Origin of the sequence: Bacillus sp. JAS24-2 (assembly GCF_008274905.1) — a bacterium.
GTDB lineage: Bacteria > Bacillota > Bacilli > Bacillales > Bacillaceae_G > Bacillus_A > Bacillus_A cereus.
The window spans coordinates 3,310,044-3,332,718 of the sequence record NZ_CP031068.1; the positions used below are offsets into that span (position 1 = coordinate 3,310,044).

Consider the following 22,675-nt stretch of genomic DNA (forward strand, 5'->3'; position numbering starts at 1 on the left):
ATGAATAATGATTAACTAATTTATATTTTAAGTTGAATTTTATAACTTCAAACTACAAAATATAGGGTTAGTCTATCCATTTTTAAAATTCAGTTCATACTTTATTTGTCATGATTCAAATGATTAATAAGTACTTATTAAGTATAGACGAAAGACTAATCCTTCCGATTACAAATTGGGGGATTTTTTTATTCCCGTTTGTCTTAGTTGAAACTTACTAATTGTTAAATGTACTTCACAAATAAAGGAGCGAGAAAAATGAGTACTTCAGATACTATTGTTACACATGTAATGCTCTATATAAGTCGTTAATATCCATCAAACTTATATAGAGGAATTAAAAAATGGATGGATGTTCCGACTTTATATGAAACGTTTCGATATATAAAGGAGGAATTATTATGTCAATGATAAAGGTCCAAGACTTAACTTTTTCATACCCAGGTAGCTTTGATAATATTTTTGAAAGTGTAAACTTCCAAATAGATACGGATTGGAAGCTAGGATTTATTGGTAGAAACGGACGAGGTAAAACGACATTCTTTAATTTATTGTTAGGGAATTATGAGTATAGCGGGAAAATCCTTGCTTCAGTAGAATTCAATTACTTCCCCTACTCTGTTTCAGATAAGAACAAATTCACTCATGAAATCCTTGAAGAAATTTGTCCCCAAGCCGCAGATTGGGAACTTCTACGTGAGATATCCTATTTAAATGTTGATGCTGAGGTCATGTACAGACCATTTAAAACATTATCAAATGGGGAACAAACAAAAGTGTTGCTTGCTGCACTGTTTTTAAATGCGGGTCAATTTCTATTAATTGATGAACCAACAAATCACTTAGATACAGATGCACGAAAGATAGTCTCCGATTATCTAAGGAAGAAAAAAGGATTTATTTTAATTTCACATGACAGAATCTTTTTAGATGGGTGCGTTGACCATATCCTATCTATTAATAGAGCAAATATTGAGGTTCAAAGTGGTAACTATTCTTCTTGGAAGTTAAATTTTGATAGACAGCAAGAACACGAGAAGGCTACAAATGAGCGTCTACAAAAAGACATAGGGCGATTAAAACAGTCTTCCAAACGTTCAGCAAGTTGGTCTAATGACGTGGAAGCTTCAAAAAATGGAACGAGGAATTCAGGCTCTAAGTTGGATAAGGGGTTTGTAGGACATAAAGCAGCCAAGATGATGAAAAGAGCAAAAAACCTTGAATCAAGGCAACAAAAAGCTATTGAGGAAAAATCAAAATTACTAAAAAATGTGGAAAAAACTGAGTCATTAAAATTGGAACAATTGCAATTTAAATCAAATGAATTGGTTACTTTAGTTGACGTGTCCGTTAAGTACAATGATCAAATTGTGAATGAGCCGATTAGCTTCATAGTTGAACAAGGTGACCGAATTGTACTTGATGGAACGAATGGGAGCGGAAAAAGTAGTATCCTAAAACTAATTCTAGGACATCCGATACAGCATACAGGCTTAGTTACTTTAGGTACAGGACTCATCATTTCCTATGTCCAACAAGATACTTCTCATTTGAAGGGATCACTATCAGGCTTTATTGAAGAGCACAAGATTGATGAAACCTTATTTAAGTCCATCCTAAGTAAGATGGACTTTGACCGAATTCAATTTGAAAAAGATATATCTCATTATTCTGGTGGACAAAAGAAAAAACTGCTTATCGCTAAAAGTTTATGTGAAAAAGCTCATATATATATATGGGACGAACCACTAAATTTTATAGATATCTATTCCCGCATGCAGATTGAAGAACTTATTCAACAATTTAATCCCACAATGGTTATTGTTGAGCATGATAAAATATTTCAACAAACAGTTGCAACGAAAACTATATCTATGTAGCTCAAAACGAATACTTGAAAATATAATCATTAACTTGAGTCTTTGAATTATAAAAACTTTAATGAATTGATAAAAAAAGCCTAATTTCTCTACAATACATTGAGAAATTAGGCTTTAAATAGTAATAATAGAATTCATAAACACTGAATAATTTACACATTAGGTTTATCTGTTAATGCAGTAACAATCCTGTCCACTAAGTCTTCGGGTAATCCATATTCCTTATTAACTACAGCCTGTATACTAGCAAAAGAACTTTCATTGTATTTTGATTGCCTTTTTCCTCTACTATCTTTCTCTTTATTTATGAAGTTTTCACGAGATTCATAGTTCATCTTATCTGATTCTTTACCAATAGATTGATTGGTGTAAATTATAAAGATACCTAACATCATAATTACACAAATGAAAATCCCTACTAATTTAAGTCTCATTATTCATTTCCTTCCTGCAACTCTTACTGTTTCTCGTTCATAATATCTCAACCATATCAAATTCATATTAATTTGAAGTAAAATTTTGTTCTTAACATATTTCTTAATAGAAAGACTGTATATCCCTCTATTTGTTTGACATCATTAAGATGCTCACAAATAGAAATAAATTCTATTCCTATATATAGATAAATAATCTAAAAATTTATATAATAAGATTAGAAGTGTAGCATATTATTATTATTGAAAGGTCTTGGTATAATGCTAGGCATTAATGTAAAAAAAACAAATGAAGAGTTAATTATTTCATGGCAATTGGCGGAGATTACAATTCCATTACGTGATGTAATTGAGGTTACCGAAGATGCTACCTATGCTGGTGTTGAAGAAGTAGATGTAATACGTATTGGAACAGCTTATGGGACAACAGACCGTATTTTAATTAAAACAGTAAAACAAAATTATGTATTGTTTACTACAAATAAAGTTGCTATTTTAAATGCCATTCACGCTTAAATATAGGAGTCTTCTTGGCTAAAATGATAAAAATAAGCACATCTTGTTATAAAAACAGATGTGCTTATTTTTTAATTTCTATGCATTTTTACGTTTTAAGAAAATCACTCCACCAACAATTAACAGTAATGCTCCTGCAGCCATAGAGATCCAACTTGTAAGATTAGTACCTGTTTGCGGTAACCATCCAATTTTAGATTGAATTTCTTTCTTAAGTTGTGGTTGTTCTTTTACTTGCTCGTTAGGTTGCTCTGGTGTTGTCGTATTTTTACCTGAATTTGGCTGTTCTGGTTTTGGTTGTTCCGATTTTCCCTCTTTAAATTTCACTGTTTGTCCCTTATCTTCAATTTCAGCGTGAATAGCTACTAATATATTATCTTGATACAGTTCTTCAAATACTACTACTTCTTTACCTTGTAATGCAGAAGCATTGAAAGTGAAGTCTAATGTGATAGAACCATTCTTCTCTTTAGCAGTAAACTTAGATTCTACTGTTACTTCTTTACCATCAACTAATAATGGCTTGTTTGTTGCTTTATCCACTAGTTTACCTTTTACTACGTACTCTTTACCCACGATTAAGTCTTTGTATTCCACTTTATCTTGGATTGTTACAGTTTTAGAAGCGTCTAACTCTTTAGAACCATCAGCTTTATTTGTAGCTGTCGTTTTAATAGAAGGCTCTACAAATCGAACTGTTTGACCTACATCGTTAATATCAGCGTGAGTTGCAATTACTTGCCCTTCATGTAATAAGTCTTCGAACACAACTACTTCTCTTCCTTGCTGTTCAGCACCAACAAAAGTAAAGTCTAATGTTACAAAACCGTTCTTTTCTTTTGCAGTAAATTTAGTCTCAGCTGTTACTTCTTTACCATCAATTAGTAATGGTTTGTTAATAGCTTTGTTCATTAATTTTCCTTTTACAGTGTACTCTTTACCTACAACTAAGTTAGTGTACTCCACTTTATCCTGGATTGTGATAGAATCCTTTGAATGAATCTCTTTTCCACCATCAGCTTTGTTTGTTGCTGTCGTTTTTACTGATGGCTTAACGAACTTAACTGTTTGACCTTTATCATTGATATCAGCATGTGTCGTAACAACTTTTCCGTCTTTCAGTAACTCTTCGAATACTACTACTTCTTTTTCTTCTAAACCAGTTGCATCAAAAGTGAAATCTAGTGTAATAGAACCATTTGCTTCTTTTGGTGTAAACTTCGTTTCAACAGTTACTTCTTTACCATTTACAACGAATGGTTTATTAGTCTCTTTATTCATTAATTTACCTTTTAAATTGTACTCTTTACCTACTTGTAGATCTTTGTATTCCACTTTATCTTGGATTGTTACAGACTTAGACGTGTGCATTTCTTTTGTACCATCTGTTTTATCAGTAGCTGTTGTTTTTATTGAAGGAATCTTTTCATCTTTGACAATGTGTTTAATGATTTGACCATTCTCTTTAATTTCAAAAGAGAACGTTTCTTCATTTAATACATAACCGTTTGGTGCAACAGTTTCTTTATATGTGTATTTTCCAAATGGTAGCTTTTCAAATTTAGCGATACCTTTATCATCTGTTTTACCTTTTACTACTTCTTTTCCTGCTTCGTTATAAATTGTAAATTCTGCATTTGGAAGCTTGTTATTTCCATCAGCTACATCTACCTTTGTAATTTCTAGATCACCTTTGATAAGATGATTAACTGCCAATAACTCAATAATCTTTCCATGTTCCTTTATTTCGAACGTAATCGGTTCTTTAACAAGAACGTAACCATTTGGAGAAGCCTTTTCTACAAATGAATATTTACCATACGCTAAATCTTTGACGTTAATCTCACCATTTTTATCTGTCTTATATTCCCCAACTACTTTTCCACTTGCATCTTTTAGCTCGAATGCTGCACCTTCTAATTTTTTACTAATATCCTCATTATCTACTTTTAGTAATTTTACACTACCTTTCACTTCGGTATTTTCCACTGTAAAAGTAAGTGTTTTATTGTGCTCTTTAATTTCAAAAGGATACTTTGTTTTATTTCCAATATATCCATTAGGTGTTTTTGTCTCTAAGAAATAATATTTACCATACGTAAGATCTTCAACGTTTGCAATTCCATTTTCTTTTGTTACTACTTTTTTCACTTCTTTTCCATCTTCAGTGAAGACTGTGAATTCAACATTTGGTAAAATCTTTCCTGAATCACTAAGCTTTTTAATTTCGATGTTACCTTTTACTTTGTTATTTACTATTTGGACAGCTCCTGTTTCCCCTGTCTTAACTTCAATAGTTTGTGGTTTATCATCTGAAACATAGCCTGTTGGTGCTTTAATTTCTTTTAATGTGTAAGTACCAATTGGTAAGTTGTTTAATTCTGCCATACCATCAGCACCAGTCGTGATTTTTCCGACTGATTCATTATTTGCATTAAAGACCTCAAATACTGCACCAGCTAAAACTTCTCCATTTTCTCCAACCTTTTTAATTTTTAAAGAACCAGCTGCTTCCCAATTTACTGCAAGATCACTACTAAGCTTTTCTTCATTTCTCTCTAATAGTACTGTAGCATTCTGAACAGTATCCGTACCACGATAAGCAATTGCTTGAACTTTAGTTAAATTAGCAGCAACACTTAAATTAAATTCACCCGTTTTTGTATTCTTAGGAATTTGGATACGAAATTTTTCTCCAACTAAAAGCTGATCTTTCACTTCTCCATTTTCACTAACAATTCTAACTCCATTAGGTGCATTTTTCGCTACTACCTTATAAGAACCACTCTTAGCATTTGTTTGTACTGAATATAGATTTGTTTCGAAGAATTCACCCTTTAATTCTGCTTTTTGCTTTTCAGCAGGAATCACATTCATAAAAACATCTTGAGTCTCTTCACTATTGTTAGCATTACTAATAATAGCCTTAGCTGCTTTTTCAACATTTTTATTCTCATGTTTTAATTCATTTACATCGAGTTGACCTAATGCATTCCAAACCGCAAGTTGCGTTGCATAATGCGCTTCATTTTTATTAGCTACTCCCAGCTGTTCAGCACTTTTTTGCGGGAAACCATTTAATAAGACTCTATATACTACATTATCTGTTTTCCCCATTTCAGGAAGATCTTCACCATTTGGTGATTTTAATCCAAGGGTTAAGCAATAAGCAATTTGACCACTTGAATTTTTAATCATTTCAGTGCGAATGTACTTACCTAGACTATTACTATAACTCCAGTCCATTGAATATTTCTCATGCGTCATAACCTCTGCACTAGCCCTAGGTAAAAATACATTAAGGAATAATGCCAGTACTGATAATAATGTAAAAACTCTTATAATGACTCTCTTACCCAATTTTGTAACCTCCCTAAAATAAATTAATCCGAGTATATATCGCAATATCTAAAACATTCACGATCGACCCAATTATCATTATAAAACAATAAATTACAAATATTAAATAATTTTAATAAAATAGTCAAAAAATTTACACATTTTATTATTTATCAAGTTTTTTAACGAATTTACTATATACAAATTCTAAAACACGCCTACAATTTAAAAGACAAATATGTATGTTAAATATATAAATAGCAATTCCTTTACTCCAGTTATTAAGCTTTCCCCTATTAAAAATAGCCTTTTCATTTTCTTGTTAACCTGAGTAATTTATACACCTCTTTTAATCTATTACACTCCTCCATTTAAATATAAAGGTGACTTCTCGTTCAAATAATAAAGTGAAACTTTAATCCGCCCGATTCCCACCTAACTTCTTTGCTTTCATTGAATTTTTGGGCGGGAGTCTTACTGCCCAAAAATAACGGGATATATTATGCAATATTGCATTTGATAATCATTTTCATTGTAACTATAATGATTACAGGATTACTATTAGTCTAATATTCTACATGGAGGTTTTATTATGTTTAAAAAAATTATTGTATCTTCTATGGCGCTTACTATGTTCGGTGGAGCTGCAACTATGCTAGAGGCACCTACTGCTCAAGCAGCTTCTTATAACTCAACGTCATCCTCTTACTTTGATGTCACTCCTGAAGAGGCTGTGGCTTTCTATCAATCTCAAGACTATAAAAAATTAAAAGTATTTTTGGATGACTTTGAAGCTAGAAACCCTTATACTCCAGGTGGAGGCTACGCTCAAGGGAGTGTACGTATGCAAAAATTCAACGATGCTCTTAGAGATGCCAAATTAACAAATGTCTACCAAGAATTTATTAGAATCTCATACTACAATCATTATCCAGAACCAAAATAATAACAACAGATTAAATGTTTATTATTTCTATAACTTAGCCTAATTTTAAATGTATAACCTAAAAATAATTACTAAAAACCACTCATATAAGGGTGGTTTTTCTATTTCCCCATATAATTTAGCGGAATGTTACATCATCTTTATTTTAATATCTTTTATAGTAGACATTCTCTCGTTGACACAATCTAGTAGGTTAGCAATGGGGATATCAAAATATATTTATAATTATTTTCTGTTTAATAGCAAAAAACGAACACCCTCTCACAATTAGATAAGGTGCTCGTTTTCATTTTTATCGGTAATTCTCAATTCATTTTAGCTTCTTTCCAATAAGCAAAGATTAAATTAACTTAAAAACAAAGCGTTTTAAATTTAATTCACAGATCTTACTGAAACTTGGAATTGCCCCTTAGAACCATCATCATTTGAAACGTAAATTTTATATGTTCCATTCGGTAATGGAGATAAAGCATTCCGTACATTTGTAACATTAATTTGTTGTTCTCCAGGTTTTATATAACCACCAACAATTAGCTCTGTATTTGGACCTTTTACACTATATCCCATTGTATTTTGACCATTATTTTTCATAGAGAAGCTTAAGTCAGTACTCCCATCATATACGAAAGAAGTTACAGCCTCGCCACTATAATTCATTGTTTGGGTTAATAATAAGTCTGCAGAAACATGTTCAACTACATGAATTGGATCATTCGTTTTGTGTACTTCTTCAGCATAAGTATTATTCCCTAACACACCAAGTGTTAATGCTGAAACTACTCCACAACTAAGCACTAGTTTATTTAACTTCATTTTAAGTTCCCCCTTGATGTTTGTATTCTATTACCATCATACATCCTTTTTTAAGTGCGTTTTTATGTAATAATTCATATCTATAAACCTATATATTTAAACTTTCCGCCTTAATAGTTATTGAGAAAGCCCCATAGATAAAGCTACAATATTACACTTCATAAAAAACATGTAAATTTTAAAGTCTTTTTCTAACAAAGTTTTATACGAGTAAGTACCAAAATACTCAAATAAATAGCATTTCTATTTCAGATAAAATGTACTAATAAAATTTTTCTAAAATTTCACTTTGTAATTTGATATATTCCATGTTAATATAACGAAGGCTACAAAACAGGAGTCACCACGCATATCTTTTTCACAGAATATTCATACTTTAAAAGACTTATTTTATCAGTAACTCAATCCAAATTTCACCTATACAAAAGTTAGTTTATGATTTCATATGTACATAAATTTAAATAGATTTTTTATCTATTATTTTTTTCTATTTTCCTTATCAATTTTAATACGAGTAATATAACAGCACTTTTCAAGTACCCTTCCTTTTTTAGATAAAAAGTCTACTAATACTAAACATCTATGTCCAACTCATACATAATTCTACTTACAAACTATCGGAGATGCAAAACTATGGGAATTTCTACTCTTTTATTAAATACCTTTATTATAATAATTTGTATCCTTAGCTATCACGTATTTTGGCTAGAGTTTAAAGAAAAAATAACATGTAATAATATGTTATTTTCTATCCTTTCCTCCATTGCTATTATTTTTTGTATGACTTTTCCTTTTCATTTACATGTGGGATTTATTTATGATTTACGTTTTATTCCTATAATATTAGTTTTTCTATATGGAAATACAAAAAACATTGTTTTTATAGGAATTTTATATCTTTCTTACCGGTTTTACTTAGGCGGAAATGGCGTTCTTCCATCATTTATTATCTTTACTATCATTTCTGTTATAACAATGCTCTTTCGTTACTTATTACCTATGTATTTTAAAGAAAAAAAGATATTATTAAGCTTACTTCTTATTTTAGTATGTACAGCTTCCCTTTCTATTTGCGGTATTGCAACTCAAATAAATACAGGAGGTAAAATAGACTCTACTCTCATAGAATTTTTATTAAATTATATAGTCATTAATATTTTCACAGTATTATTATCAGTTTATTTTATAGAGGAAATGATTGAGAAATATAAAATGAAAGAAAAACTGCAACGGGCTGAAAAATTTTATATAGCTAGCGAACTAGCAGCGTCAATTGCACACGAAATCCACAATCCACTAACCACGGTACATGGATTCACTCAATTATTAAATGAAAAACATGCCTCTAAGCTATCTCAGGATCAATACTTAGAAATCATGTTAATTGAAATGCAGCAAATACAATCTACTATTAATAACTATTTATCTTTAACCAAACCACAGAATACCCTAAAAGAAAAAATAGATATTAATCACATTTTAAATCAGGTGAAAGATACTATTTCACCACTCGCTCTATCATACAAAGTTGAAATCAAACAAAATAGTACAGATTCCTTTTATATAAATGGGGACCCCGAAAAATTCAAACTCTGTCTAAACAACATCATCCAAAACGGAATTGAGGCTATGAAAAATGGTGGATTATTACAAATAAATATACAAAAAGTAAAAGGAAATATCATAATTGATATTATTGATTCAGGAATTGGGATGTCATCTCAACAAATAAAACGAATTGCTTTGCCATTCTATTCAACAACAGAAAAAGGAACTGGGCTTGGTACTATGATTGCTTATAGTATTATTAGAGAATTAAACGGAGATATAGAAATAGAGAGTGAATTAGGTAAAGGGACACGCTTTTCTATTAGTATCCCTTGCTAATGTGATAACAATTTTCTGTTTAGTTAATTACATAAATGAATTTTAAGAATCCCGCTAGCTAGCTTACTTATTAATTATCTTAAATTCATATGCGTTAATTAAATATAATAAGGATCAGAGCCTATCTATTGTTACAGATACACTCTGATCCTTTAGTTTAATTCAATTAAAAACACTTAATATTTATAACTTTTCTTACATCGTGATGAAATACTAGTTCATCTATTTTATCTTATTTACTGATTAGATTGGTTTAATATAAATATAACATCTCGCGACACTTAATTTGTTATTATCATTAGAGACATTGCCTGCAGTTGTTTTTTCATTAAAGTACAGACCTTTTTCCATTCATTGAACAAGATAACTCCCCTTTTACTACTTCACTTCCACCGTATAATTCCCTGTCCCCCCGCCATACTGATACACATGTAAATAATACTTCCCTGGATACGTATAGTAACTACCTACTAGTTTATTCCCTTGTTGCTGAGCATACGTAACATAATTATTTAAATCTGCTTCAGAATAAAGTACCCAGTTCATTCCAATATTATTTTCATTCGTTACGTTAATTTGAAGGTTTTTAGCAGTCTCCACATTAATTTCAAAGAAATCACTTGTATCGCCATTTCCTAAACTAGCACGTAAAACTTGATTTAACTGCAATTTGTTTGCTGTTTGGAATGAGTTATTCGGTTCTTTTTCTACACTGTTATCTTCTTTCTTTTGAACAGTTACAGTCGCTGTAGCAGTATTAGTTGCTCCTTTATCGTCTGTTACCGTTAATTTCGTCGTATACGTTCCTTCTTTTGTATATACGTGAGTTGGATTTTGCTCATTACTTACTGCTCCATCACCAAACTCCCATTTATACGAAGTAATTTTCCCGTCTTCATCTTTTGATCCGTCGCTTGTAAATGAAATTGCTTCATTTACATTTCCGCTATACGGACCGTTTATAACTGCAACTGGTGCTTTATTCTCTGCACCTTCTTCTGTATTAATACCGTGGAACACAACATCATATTCAAATTGTCCTGATGTATTCACGCGATAATTTACAAAGTATGCTGTTACTGTTTTATAGCCTGTCCATTCCTTTGCACTTAAACGTTTTAACGTATCATTAACGTTTTGTGTAATTGTTTTCCAATCTTCATATTCTCCTTTTGCTGCAGTTCCTGTATATGTTCCTTGTAGTGTGAATGTATTAAAGAACTGTGATTTATTTTTCTTCACTGATACATTTTTCAATTTTGCTTCCGCTGTTATTTCTGCTGCAATATCTGAAACTGGCTTCGATGCATGATTCGCTAAATAATCGTCTGATACTAATGGCACATTATATTTCTCACGATTATCAACTAGCATTTGCATATAGTCCTGATATTCTTTATTTAAATTCGCATCTTTACTTAATGTAGAGCGATATGCATCATATGCTGTTACATCATTTTTCCTAATAAGATCATGTATTTTATCGAACATATCATATCTCTTATTGTACATATACGATTGTAAAGCAAAGGAATAATTATAGAAATCCCACGTTCCATACTTTGCATTTAACGTTCGCTCTGCCGTATAACGCTCTGCTGGATTTGAAGATAATCCTCCTATAATACTCTTTCTCGGTACAACATTATCCGTTCTCGTTGCCCCTGCAAAAAATTCAGCATTTCCTTCTTCAAACCAAGATAATCTTTCATTTTCATATATTTTCCCTTGTCCCCATAACCCTGGTACTTCATATCTACCTTGTAAATAATGCGTGAACTCGTGTCTGAATAATTCTTCTAAACTATAAATACTTTCTTCTGGCGTACGCTCATAAGTAAAGAACGTACCTGTTCCTTCTATATAAAGACCACCGTTATTCGTTTCATAACCGTACAATTGACGATTAAATTGATATTCTGCTGGGCTATTATAAATAACCATCGTTAATACATCATCAGGATTTCCTTTTTCTAAAGGTTGATCACTTTCAACCGTACGATGGAATTGTGCCTTTACTTCTTTTGCCGCCCAATATAAACGTTTTACTTTTTCTTCTGTCACTTTATCTCCAGCTTTTAAAACAATTGCCCCATCATCAAACGTATACGTTTTTGGCAAATATTTTTTCTTTCCATCTTCTCTTATTTGATCTAAATTCACCACTTTACCATTTGCATCTTTTCCGCCATAATTCGTTGCAATTTGCTCAGCAGCTACGAAATATTGCTCCCCTAAATACGGATACATTTTCATCGCATCTGTTACAACTTGTAACCCTTTAGTTCCTGTACTATGGAACATACCGAGTCTACCTGTATAATAAATGCCATTATTAATAAGCCAACCGTTTTTTGCTGTAATCGTTCCCATTAATGCAAAACGACTTAATTCATTAATATAACTATCTATTTTCTGATACCATACTGTATCTTTCGGTGCTTTCCTCGTATCGTACAAATACGATTGAATGTCGTAATCAACACCTTGCATAATATCGTAAATAGCATTTCCAGCTGAAAGATTATCTACTAATGTAGAAAAATTATCATTATATTGTTTAAAAATCTTTGCAGCTGATGTTATCGTTTCCACATCGCTCGAAGCGTTTCCTATTAACTTTCCGTATGATGATACCACTCTATTTTGCTCTAATGTACCCAGCTTAAAATTTGAATTGTTAGCCATCGCTTTTAATGCAGGTAAGCATTTATCATGATAACTCCGTTCATTTAATTTACTAAGTTCCGAATTATAAAATCCTAAATAAAATCCTGAACGTAATACCTCTACTAATGTCTCAATCCCTTTTGAATCATCCTTCGTATAGGCTTGTCCTTGCTGCTTCAATTTATCAATAATCGTCTGCATCCTACTATCATTTTGATAGAATGCTAGACTGTCTGTATTAAACTGAAATAGCCCCGTAATTTGCTCCCAATCAATTGTTACAAGTAAATCTACTAACTGCTGATTGCTTAATTGATTTAATTCGGCAATTGTATAATTTTTCGCTACAGCTAATTGCTTACTTTCTTTTTTCACCTCAGGTGGTCTTTGTGATAAATCGGCAAATTGTAACCTTTTCTCAAAAGACTTGCTTTCGAGCACTTTCGATGAATGAGCTAATTCTTGTACTGGTAGTTGTACACCGACTGGCTCCATTTTGAGCACATTTCGATAAGAAACTTGCTCTCCCTTAGTATCTTCTGCCAAACTTACCCCTTGAAAACTCCCTAACATTAAACTAGCAAAACTTACCCCTACTAACATTTTCTTTGAATAGCCTTTCATGCTCTCCCCTACCTTACATTTTTAGTGTCCCGCTCCATTATTTTACTATTTTTACTTTTTGTCCTGTATTGAGAAAAAATAAGGTAACGTTCACACATGTATCCATTCCATATAAAATTAACGCTTGACTTTCCGTGCATTTTATATCAAAAAAGATAGATAATAGCAAAATTCCTGCTACATCTATCCTCATTTTCAACACTATGATTTTAACTTTATAAATGTAACTTCCGGTAATGTTTGCATGTGCTGAATAAACTCATTCTTTTCTTCTGACGATATATTTTTCAGTTGCATCCCTACCTTATAAACAGTTTCTGTACTTTGCTGTGAAGCTTCCACCTCATATGAGAGTATTGGGATGCCTTTCACTTGTAGTGTTTCTAATATTTGTTGTACCGCTTCATGTTTATTTACAAACATTTGCACTGTTATATTTTGTGGAAATAAAAATTGCACCTTAAAAATACGACTTACAATTTCTAAACCAATTAAAACGAGAATCGTCGCTCCAATACCTACTACATACATTCCCGCTCCAATTGCTAATCCTATGCCGGCAGTAGCCCATAAACCAGCCGCGGTCGTTAATCCTTTCACCGCCTGCTTTTGAATAATAATTGTGCCTGCACCTAAAAAACCAACTCCACTAACGACTTGTGCTGCAATACGACTTGGGTCTAGAGACATATGCTCTTCAAACACAATATCTGAAAAGGCATATTTCGAAACAACCATTATTAACGCACTTCCTACCGCTACGAGGAAATGAGTCTTTAATCCAGCTTCTTTCGATCGAATTTCTCTTTCAATACCAATCATTGCTCCTAACAAGCCAGCAACACCGATTCGTATAATAAAATCAAAATCTACACTCACGGGCACTTCCCCCTTTCATTCATTATAGATAGATAAAACAAAAATTATCACAAACATCCTTTTATTTACATATAGGGGTACCGCTAAAATATACTTAATACTCCGACCGTTTTATGTTAATATTTAAAATATTAACATAAAATAAATAACTTCTAATTTTAAACCTTCACTAATTTTCTAAAAAATCAAAGATGAATTACGTGAAATTAGGTTGAGAAACTATGGAAAACGCTTTCAATTTGTATCGTAATTTTTTATAAAAACTATATAAATAAAGGAGCTTACTAACAATGAACGTCTCATTACTCACACCTACTACTGATTTACAAGAAGAATACTTAGATTTCTATAACGAATGGAAAGATAGCGGTGAAACAATGATCCCGTGGGTTATCTCAAAAAATCCTGCCAACTTCCCAGCTATGGTTCAAGAACTTCTCGATGCGCATAACGGAATAAATATCCCTGAAACTTGGGTACCAGACTCTACATATTGGCTTGTTACAGATGAAAATAAAATTGTGGGAGCTGTTAATATACGTCATAGTTTAACCAAACATTTATCTAACGCTGGCGGTCACATTGGTTATGGCATTCGCCCTTCTGAAAGAAGAAAAGGTTATGCTACGAAGTTACTAGCATTATCATTAGAAAAAACGAAGGAGTTAGACATCACGAAAGTACTTGTCGTTTGCGACGCTGTGAATACCGCTTCTGAAAAAACGATTTTGCATAACGGCGGGATTCGTGATGATGATTTCACTGAGGAAGATGGGAATATAGTAAGAAGATATTGGATTGAGCTATGAATAATCACAAATAAGCGAGAAAGTGATTATACACTTTCTCGCTTATTTTACACTGCTTCTATTTCAAACTGCACTGTAATACCACTTGGATCTACCACCACAAACCCATTTGTAGTTTCATTTATTTCATGTTGTTTTTCTATTAATCTTTCTTTCACTTCGTCTAACGCTTCTTTATGCGGTAGTACAATAGCATATACCTTTAGTCCAGTTGCATATACTGGTGGGTGTGGATTGTTTACTCCGTTCCACGTATTTGCACCAATATGGTGATGATATCCCCCTGCTGAAATAAATAAGCAATCCTCTTCACGCTGTTGTACTTCAAAACCTACTGTTTCCACATAAAATTCATGTGATTTCTCTACATCAGCTATTCGTAAATGTACGTGCCCAACGACAGTATTAGCAGGCAAACCATCAAAATCATAATCAACGAGTGTTGCCAATTCTTTTAAATCAAGTGGTGTACTTCCTCCTGATCCTTCTCCCCATTGATCACGCGGACGGTCTGCATAAATTTCAATACCATTCCCCTCTAAATCTTGCAAATAAAAAGCTTCGCTATATGTATGATCACTTGCACTATTAAACCTTGAAATTGGTAAAATTTCATTTGAATATGTATAACGCCCTTCTTGCTCATCCGGGCTGTCAATTACATTCTTATTACGAAGAACCCCAAATAGCGCAGAAGCAAAAGCTTCACGAGTCGGAACTAAAAAGGCTACATGATATATACCAGTCGTACGCGGTTCTTGCAGTACCCCGTTCTCTAACTTTTCAAGAACAAGTAACGCGTTCTTTCCACCTTTTCCAGATAAATATGCTTTATTCCCCTCTTGCTTAATTACCTCTAATCCTACAACATTCTCATAAAAAGCAATTTGACGCTCTAAGTCTTTCACTTTAAATTCAACATGACCAATACGTGTTTTCGGATGAATTTGTACCATGAATAACTCCATCTCCTTATCCCTATATTTTCCCATTACATATAACCGTTACTATGAAGGATACAACTAAAATCATCCTATGTAAATAAGAAAAGTCAGAATTTACATACATTTTTTATTTTCATAATAAAAATGCCACCTTTTCTAAATTTCAGAAAAGGTGGCTTTATAACTCTTATCTCATTTTATGTACTTCAGCAACTAGCTTTCCACCCTGAATGCCCATATAAAGCTTCACAGGTGCATCATTCGTATTTTCAAATACTAAATCTAAATATGGATATGCAATTGTAGCATCTCTTCCTTGTGGAACATAACCTACCGTTTTAGAATGTGTAGTTCTCTCCACCATTTTCAGGCCAGCTTGATCTGCTGCATTGTATAAAGTTGAAGATGTTTGACAAACACCACCGCCATATCCATCTACTAATTTACCATCAACTATTTCTTTTCCTAATTGATATCCTTTATCTGGTGTTGTATCACCGATTAATGAATTAAAAGAGAAACGGTCTCCTTTTGCTAACACAACTCCATTTATGCTCGCTGCTGACAAACGAATATTCTCAATACGGCCACCTGTTGAACCACCTAAGTTCGTTTCATATCTACCAATTACCGCACCATTTCCTTGCGCATCACTTAATGTTGCGACTGGTTTTTTCTCCACGATCGGCAACTGATACGTAGCATCCCACATACCAACATTTAACAATTTATCTACTAATTCTTTTTCCATTAATTCATAAGAAGGTTTTCCTTCTTGCCAACTTCCATCAGGTGCTATACGTGAAGGAACCATTTTTTTGTCGACGCTTTTTCCAATCTCACCAACAACCTTTGTGACAGACTTTTTAAATTTCGCTTCATCTTCAAAATAGCCTAAACTAGATAAATCTAATTTTTTCACTTCAGTACCAGTTCGACCATCAACTAAACTAATAGTATCCTGTACTTCTGCTTTAGCCTCTACAGTGTGCCCACCAATATCACTTACCAATGCAACATCACTTACTTTTGCACCACAGCCACTCATTATAGCTACACATAACACCCCAACTAATATACCCTTTACTTTACGGAACAATATACTCTCTCCCTTTCCCCAACATCACTATTATGTATTTATTTCATTTTTATGTATGTTTTGTTACAATCATTTTACAATATGTTTATAAAATGTTACAAGTTATTTTTCACTCTATATAAATTACTCTTTTCTTTTATAAATGTCTATACATATTTACATAAAAGTTTGAGTTTGATAGAATTGTAACTTTTATGTAAACTCTCCCTTTTATCCAGTATATACCATTACACAAAAGAAATACAAATCAAAAACTCTCAAGCTATTTTTTATAAAGTGAAACTGTAATCAGTGGGGGTCTTATTGCCCAGCAAATAGCGGGATAAAGAGAAATCCCGTCAACATAAATAGGTATTTGCCGTGCCACCGCTCCGCTTTTGCACATACATTATGGTGAATTCAACCTATTTTAAAGAAATGGAGGATGTTATTATGTATCCCTACAATCCATATGATCCATATAATCAATATGCGTACCAACAACCACAGTATGACTTACAAACACAATATCAATCTTATATAGATCAAGCAGAGCACACGAATCCATATGACCAAAATAGACAATTCCAACTTCCAATCTCTTTTCCTGGCACTGGAAATCGTCAATTAGAAAGACGCGTAAATGAGCTTGAACAAAGAGTTCGTCAACTAGAAAATACAGTTGAGCGCCATACACGTAGACTAAACCGCTTAAACCAACGTTTACGCACAGTAGAAAACAGACTAAACATTCCATTCGCAGCATTAGAAGACGGATTTTAATCGAGAAAATAAAGATTATATAAAGGAAGGGGCTTCCCCTTCCTTATATAAATTGACGAAAGTTTTTTCCATCTCTATACTGATAAGAGTTAATGAAATGAAACAAGGTGATAAATATGGATTTTGAAATAAATTATCTTTCCTTTTATGTTGTACAAGTAGAAGGAAAAGGTGAAGCAGTTGATAAACGCTACAAACATTTTCAAACTTTAGACGCTGAAGAATATGAAGATAGTTCCTTAAAAGAATTTTTGAATGGTGAGTTATTAAAAATATCGAAGCGAAAAGTAGAACGTCATGCAAAAACAGAACAAGCCCCAACAAAAATTGGTCGCTTTATTGTAGAAGAAGGGCACGAACTTGATTCAAACCCTCATTACAACCTTTTTAATCGTATTCGCTTTGCAGAAACAAAAGAAAACTTTAAAGATATGAGCGAACCTCTCGTTTATACATATCTTGACACAAGCGCTGTACGTGGTGGTGTATTTTTAATTGCTCAGGCAAAACTACGCAAATACTTTGATGATCCATTCGTATTCGTAATGAAATGCGACTTTGAACCAAAGGTTGCTTCTATTTCTGATGAATCAACACTGATTCGTAACGTTGAAATGGCCATCACAACAAAGAATATGAAATCTATCCAATATCCGTACATGCCTGAAGAAGGAATGGTTGAAGTAGGCGAACTAAAAATACATCAAGCATCACATGCCCGCTACTTTGAAGACTTCTTAAAATTCGTCGAATATGAACGCTCTATGCCTGAAATTATGAAAACACAAGTAATGGACATGGTATACGACCAAATTGAAGATGTATTTGAAGAAGGTACGGAAGAACGCGAACAATTCGACCAAGCGATGGAAGTATGGGCTGCCAGTCCGAAACGCGAAATTATGGAACAATTTTCAACTGAAGAAGTAATGGAAGCAACCGCTCAAATCGTCGAGCATGCTCCTGAAGTGGAATTAAAACTAAAAGCCGATCATATCTCTGTGAAGGCGTTGCTTGCGGATTTTGGGGATCAAATACATATTGCGAAGGTAAATGATCGATATGTACTTATGATTGAAGCAGACACACTTACATTTGAAAAAGGCTTCTCTCCTATTGAGTTTCTGAAGCCAGATGAGCTGCAAGATGTGATTGAGCGGATTGAGAATAAGCAGCAGTATTCGTTTGATCCGAGCGGTATTGAATAAAGTGAAACTTTAATCAGTGGGGTTTTGTTCATCCCCCACTAATTATTAGCCCTCACCAATCGGGCTTTTACGGGATAAATACTTCCATATAACTGTTGTTACTGGGCGCTTTTAATAAGCGCTCTTTTATTTATATAAAAAACCGATTCTACTAAGAATCGATTTTTCTGCTTTATAATAAAACATGTTTATTTTTAAATTTTTTTGATGCAAGATGACATTTGTTGCAGAATCAAATATATCCCTTCCTTGTTATACAGGCTTATTTCCATTAGAAATATCTACTTCAATATTTCTAGTTGACCAAGTCCTTCTATAAGTTGTTAAAATGCAAATTTCACTTTACTACCTCAAATTTATTGTACTCGTAAAAAGATAATTGAAAACGATATTCCGGATGTTCTCTCACCCAATCGTAGGCTTCTTCTAAAATTTCCATTTTGTTTTGCAAGTCATTAAGTTCACTACATTCGTCCCTTTTCTGTTTGCACAGAGGGCAGAATCCATTCACTATTTCCGCACTCGTCGCCCTAATAGTTTTACTTTCTAAATCAACTACTAGACGAAGAATAACAGAATGCTCTTCTTTTGTAGTCACCTTCATTTCAGCAATCCGATCCTCATTCCAAAAGACACCGTTTAATTCCATCTTTACTGTGACATCTTTAATATCCAAGTCTACCACTATCATACCTCCCTTGTACAAAACTCAATCTTACTCTTCTATTTTAAACTTTAATACACCACAACTTAAAGAGATATTAAGTTTTTTCCAATTCTTCTTTACTATGAAAGAAAGTGTAGTTAATGCTAATTGTGTGGTAAATATTATCCCAAAAACTAAAACAGTTAAAATGTTAAAGATTGTTTCCATTAAACTACACTCTTTTCTTTATATATATTTTTATTTTATTAATACAGTTTAAAACTCTTATTACGTCTTAACACTTCCAAAGCAATTATAATGTACAATCACAACAACAAGTTGATGCCTATTTAATATCAATACGCTGTTATTACATGTATGTAGTTAGAGATGGAGGAGCAATTCATTTAACCTCTGTATTCTCCTCCATCTCAGCCAAATACCTAATCTGTCGTTCCGCTTTTCTCACTGCTGTACGAAAATGTTTTTTCAGGAGTTCTACTGTATTTTCACTTATATAATATCTTTCCGTTATACTTTCCCACGTGTCACCACTTTCAAATGTACTCCATTCAAAAGGGCGTTCTGTATTTTTCTTTAGTTCTTTAAACACCCATTTTCGCATCTTTTTTTTCGCTTTTTCTGTTAGTTTTCCGTTTTTTACAAGTTCAAGTTCACCATGTCTTTTGTATCGCTTATTAATATCTCTCTCGCTATACACTTTAAGAAGTATATTTGCTGTATTTTCAGCATCTGCTAAAGCACGGTGCTGTTTTCCTTCCCACGTTAAAGCGAGCTGTTCTACCGCAAATTGTAAACTTGGCGTATGTTCAAACAATTCCTCATATGCTTGGAAAACAAATTTTTGCAAATCAATTCTATTTTCTTTTTCTATACTTGGGCATTCAACACCATATAATGTACAATCATGAGATAGAAAGCGATAATCTTCTTTTCCCCATGAAACAAATATAGAACCTTCGCCGATGAACTGAATAAATTTCTCTATAATTTGAGGGAATTTTTCTACACCCATTAAATCTTTTTTCGTAATACCGGTTAATTTTGTTGTATGACGAGTTAATCGTGCACTTGGTTTTACTAACTCCGAAAATTCTTCAATTATCTTCATTGTACCTATTTCTATTTTTACAGCTCCGATATCAACTATTTCTGATGGATCTTCTGATTTATACGGTCTGAAATTCCTTTCAATATCAAACACAATGAAATGTGTAGCGTTTTTCAATTTATTTACCTCTTTCTAAATTCCTTTTCACACAAACACTTTATTTTCAGTATTTATTTATTCATGTACTTTATACAAAAATACTCCGAATAAATAAATGAAAATTCAGTCTTGTTATGATATGTAAGTAGGAGGACATCTATAAAAGTGCAAAAAAAAAGAAGGGCGAGCCCTTCTTTTTTCAAAAATTACTTCTTGTTTACGTTAGTAGCTTGAGGTCCACGGTTACCTTGTTCTACTTCGAAAGTAACTTCTTGACCTTCTTCTAAAGTTTTGAAGCCTTCGCCTTGGATAGCTGAGAAATGAACGAATACGTCTTCTCCGCCTTCAACTTCGATGAAACCGAAACCTTTTTCTGAGTTAAACCATTTTACTTTACCGTTTTGCATGAAAAAAATCCTCCTACAATGTACCTATATGTACATATTCATTTTCAACCACCTTACAATAATAAGCCAGATATTAAAAAACTGCAACCCCTGAGGAGATTTAACATTGCTATCCTCCTCGGAAGTTACAGCTCATTTAAATCTCTATATTATTAAAAGTAAAATGGTTTAAACATACTATATCATATCAATATAATAAAAGTAAAGTTTTTTCTTAAATTATTTTTTGTTCCCACTGCATTGCTTTTAATTCACCTGATCCGGCTACTACATAACCCTCTTTTTGATTAACAATGCGCCATCCGTGCCCTTTAACTGAATCACATACTGTAACAATACCTTCTTCAAGAAGCACACGGCACACACTACTAATACCCGCCTTATTTTGCGTTGAAGTTGTATATAAAACATGTTGATCTACACTTAAGTCTAAATAACTACTTGCTTTCTGCTCACTTTGACATGTGTGCCAATATATTTTTTCACTTGCAATACTTTCATCTATTTTACAATAAGAAATATTCCCGCTAACTCCCTTGCACGATCCACTTGCCGCTACTAAATAAGAATTGTGTAAAGTCAACGCGGAGATCATTTGATTCATCGCAATTTTAATCCTCTTTAATTTACGTGTCTTCAAATCAAAGAGCCAAACACCACCATATTTAGCATGTATTTTCGTACCAATAAATAAGTAATGTTTATATAAAAATAACGATCGAATAGACGGTGCCGCACTGCCATACTCAAGAAACGGATGAATAGTTTCCCATGTCGAACCGAAATTATTAGAAAGATACAGCGTTTTTTCTCCATGAGCAACAACATTTCCTTGTACATTGCTACATACATTCCAACTCGTTGCTTTTGTTGGAAAACGCTGAATTGTCCAGTTCTCTCCACCATTCATACTACGAATAAAAATCCCTTCGTCACCTACACCATAAACTACATTATCTTCGCTATGTAAATCCCTAATTCGTTTTTGAAAACCATTTAAAATTCGTTTCCATTCTCCGTCTTGTTCAACAAATAAGCCATTATATGTAGTAGCTAACAACAGTTTTCCATCTCTTAACTTTGTAATAGCAGTTACACTTAACATTGTCTCCACGTTGACACTCCCATTCTTAGAACTTCTCAGCAAATACAATTGCAAAATTACTGCATTTTTCAACATCCTCTTCATCTTCTGGAGCTAATTCAATTTTTAGCCCTTCTTGTACAAGCTCTGCACCGCGCTCTACAAGACGTTCTTCAAATATCGTTACCGCTTCACAAAACAGTTCATACGCTGTATCACCCGATCCGAACACCGCTACCTTTTTCCCAGCTAAATCTATATTTTCTAAGTCATCATGAAAATCTTCCGCTTCAAATGGTAATTCACCATCGCCCCACGTATAAGATCCTAAAATGATTCCATCATAAGCTAATAATTCTTCAGCATCCATGCCTTCCATTTCTTGCAATACTACTTCATGATCAAAAGCATCTAAACTAACTTTAATTAAATCAGCAATACTCTCTGTATTTCCTGACATACTTGCATAAGCTATTAAAATTTTTGCCACTTTGGCA

General features: G+C 33.0%; 18 protein-coding genes and 1 pseudogene. 7 read left to right on the top strand and 12 right to left on the bottom strand.

Annotation, left to right across the window (positions count from 1 at the left end; translation table 11 throughout):
- The first annotated feature begins 401 nt into the window (after window positions 1-401).
- Entirely contained in the window at window positions 402-1,880 is a 1,479-nt protein-coding gene (locus DN407_RS17100; protein WP_000061799.1) for an Lsa family ABC-F type ribosomal protection protein, read from the top strand.
- Between the two features lie 200 nt (window positions 1,881-2,080).
- On the opposite strand, the pseudogene DN407_RS17105 reads toward DN407_RS17100, so the two are convergent.
- Window positions 2,081-2,314 (bottom strand): annotated as a pseudogene (locus tag DN407_RS17105) (hypothetical protein); the annotation flags it as partial.
- A gap of 261 nt (window positions 2,315-2,575) precedes the next feature.
- On the opposite strand from DN407_RS17105, the gene DN407_RS17110 reads away from it, so the two are divergent.
- The gene (locus DN407_RS17110; protein WP_000900695.1) at window positions 2,576-2,830 is read left to right on the top strand and encodes a SunI/YnzG family protein; all 255 of its coding nucleotides are present in this window, start codon (window positions 2,576-2,578) and stop codon (window positions 2,828-2,830) included.
- A 78-nt stretch (window positions 2,831-2,908) separates the two neighbouring features.
- On the opposite strand, the gene DN407_RS17115 is transcribed toward DN407_RS17110, so the two are convergent.
- Window positions 2,909-6,190, bottom strand: a complete 3,282-nt coding sequence (locus tag DN407_RS17115) for a VaFE repeat-containing surface-anchored protein (RefSeq protein WP_098280325.1) — start codon at window positions 6,188-6,190, stop codon at window positions 2,909-2,911.
- 571 nt (window positions 6,191-6,761) lie between these two features.
- On the opposite strand from DN407_RS17115, the gene DN407_RS17120 reads away from it, so the two are divergent.
- Window positions 6,762-7,115 carry a hypothetical protein gene (locus DN407_RS17120; RefSeq protein WP_000473483.1) on the top strand — a complete coding sequence of 118 codons (354 nt, stop codon included), beginning with the start codon at window positions 6,762-6,764 and terminating at the stop codon, window positions 7,113-7,115.
- Window positions 7,116-7,487: 372 nt separating this feature from the next.
- On the opposite strand, the gene DN407_RS17125 is transcribed toward DN407_RS17120, so the two are convergent.
- Window positions 7,488-7,928, bottom strand: coding sequence for a hypothetical protein (locus DN407_RS17125; protein ID WP_000773526.1), 441 nt, complete (start codon window positions 7,926-7,928; stop codon window positions 7,488-7,490).
- A gap of 633 nt (window positions 7,929-8,561) precedes the next feature.
- On the opposite strand from DN407_RS17125, the gene DN407_RS17130 reads away from it, so the two are divergent.
- A complete protein-coding gene (locus tag DN407_RS17130; protein WP_149216513.1) occupies window positions 8,562-9,815 on the top strand; it encodes a sensor histidine kinase in 1,254 nt (417 codons plus the stop codon).
- A gap of 378 nt (window positions 9,816-10,193) precedes the next feature.
- Here the strand turns inward: DN407_RS17130 and colA are convergent, their stop codons facing one another.
- A complete protein-coding gene (colA, locus tag DN407_RS17135) occupies window positions 10,194-13,109 on the bottom strand; it encodes a collagenase ColA (RefSeq protein WP_149216514.1) in 2,916 nt (971 codons plus the stop codon).
- Between the two features lie 201 nt (window positions 13,110-13,310).
- Complete coding sequence (locus tag DN407_RS17140) at window positions 13,311-13,988, bottom strand: MgtC/SapB family protein (RefSeq protein ID WP_000109721.1); 678 nt, start codon at window positions 13,986-13,988, stop codon at window positions 13,311-13,313.
- 290 nt (window positions 13,989-14,278) lie between these two features.
- Here DN407_RS17140 and DN407_RS17145 point away from each other — a divergent pair, with 290 nt between their 5' ends.
- The gene (locus DN407_RS17145) at window positions 14,279-14,797 is read left to right on the top strand and encodes a GNAT family N-acetyltransferase (RefSeq protein ID WP_149216515.1); all 519 of its coding nucleotides are present in this window, start codon (window positions 14,279-14,281) and stop codon (window positions 14,795-14,797) included.
- Window positions 14,798-14,844: 47 nt separating this feature from the next.
- On the opposite strand, the gene DN407_RS17150 is transcribed toward DN407_RS17145, so the two are convergent.
- Together DN407_RS17150 and DN407_RS17155 are read right to left on the bottom strand one after the other, a co-directional pair.
- Window positions 14,845-15,753 carry a VOC family protein gene (locus DN407_RS17150; RefSeq protein ID WP_149216516.1) on the bottom strand — a complete coding sequence of 303 codons (909 nt, stop codon included), beginning with the start codon at window positions 15,751-15,753 and terminating at the stop codon, window positions 14,845-14,847.
- Window positions 15,754-15,928: 175 nt separating this feature from the next.
- On the bottom strand, window positions 15,929-16,840 hold the full coding sequence (locus tag DN407_RS17155; protein WP_000488972.1) for a VanW family protein: 912 nt from the start codon (window positions 16,838-16,840) through the stop codon (window positions 15,929-15,931).
- Between the two features lie 432 nt (window positions 16,841-17,272).
- Between DN407_RS17155 and DN407_RS17160 the strand changes: the two genes are divergently transcribed.
- On the top strand, window positions 17,273-17,602 hold the full coding sequence (locus DN407_RS17160) for a hypothetical protein (protein WP_000283715.1): 330 nt from the start codon (window positions 17,273-17,275) through the stop codon (window positions 17,600-17,602).
- A gap of 116 nt (window positions 17,603-17,718) precedes the next feature.
- Window positions 17,719-18,810 (top strand): DUF3900 domain-containing protein, encoded by a 1,092-nt coding sequence (locus DN407_RS17165; protein ID WP_000345046.1) that lies wholly within the window; start codon window positions 17,719-17,721, stop codon window positions 18,808-18,810.
- 337 nt (window positions 18,811-19,147) lie between these two features.
- On the opposite strand, the gene DN407_RS17170 is transcribed toward DN407_RS17165, so the two are convergent.
- From DN407_RS17170 to DN407_RS17190, 5 genes are all read right to left on the bottom strand, one after another.
- Window positions 19,148-19,495: a hypothetical protein gene (locus tag DN407_RS17170; RefSeq protein ID WP_000227983.1), complete on the bottom strand. Its 348-nt coding sequence runs from the start codon at window positions 19,493-19,495 to the stop codon at window positions 19,148-19,150.
- Window positions 19,496-19,859: 364 nt separating this feature from the next.
- Window positions 19,860-20,705: an exonuclease gene (locus DN407_RS17175; RefSeq protein WP_000786417.1), complete on the bottom strand. Its 846-nt coding sequence runs from the start codon at window positions 20,703-20,705 to the stop codon at window positions 19,860-19,862.
- Window positions 20,706-20,893: 188 nt separating this feature from the next.
- Window positions 20,894-21,094 carry a cold shock-like protein CspB gene (gene cspB / locus DN407_RS17180; protein ID WP_001179150.1) on the bottom strand — a complete coding sequence of 67 codons (201 nt, stop codon included), beginning with the start codon at window positions 21,092-21,094 and terminating at the stop codon, window positions 20,894-20,896.
- 214 nt (window positions 21,095-21,308) lie between these two features.
- Window positions 21,309-22,208 carry a WD40/YVTN/BNR-like repeat-containing protein gene (locus tag DN407_RS17185; RefSeq protein WP_000449526.1) on the bottom strand — a complete coding sequence of 300 codons (900 nt, stop codon included), beginning with the start codon at window positions 22,206-22,208 and terminating at the stop codon, window positions 21,309-21,311.
- A 16-nt stretch (window positions 22,209-22,224) separates the two neighbouring features.
- A complete protein-coding gene (locus tag DN407_RS17190; RefSeq protein ID WP_001062753.1) occupies window positions 22,225-22,668 on the bottom strand; it encodes a flavodoxin in 444 nt (147 codons plus the stop codon).
- Window positions 22,669-22,675: the final 7 nt, after the last annotated feature.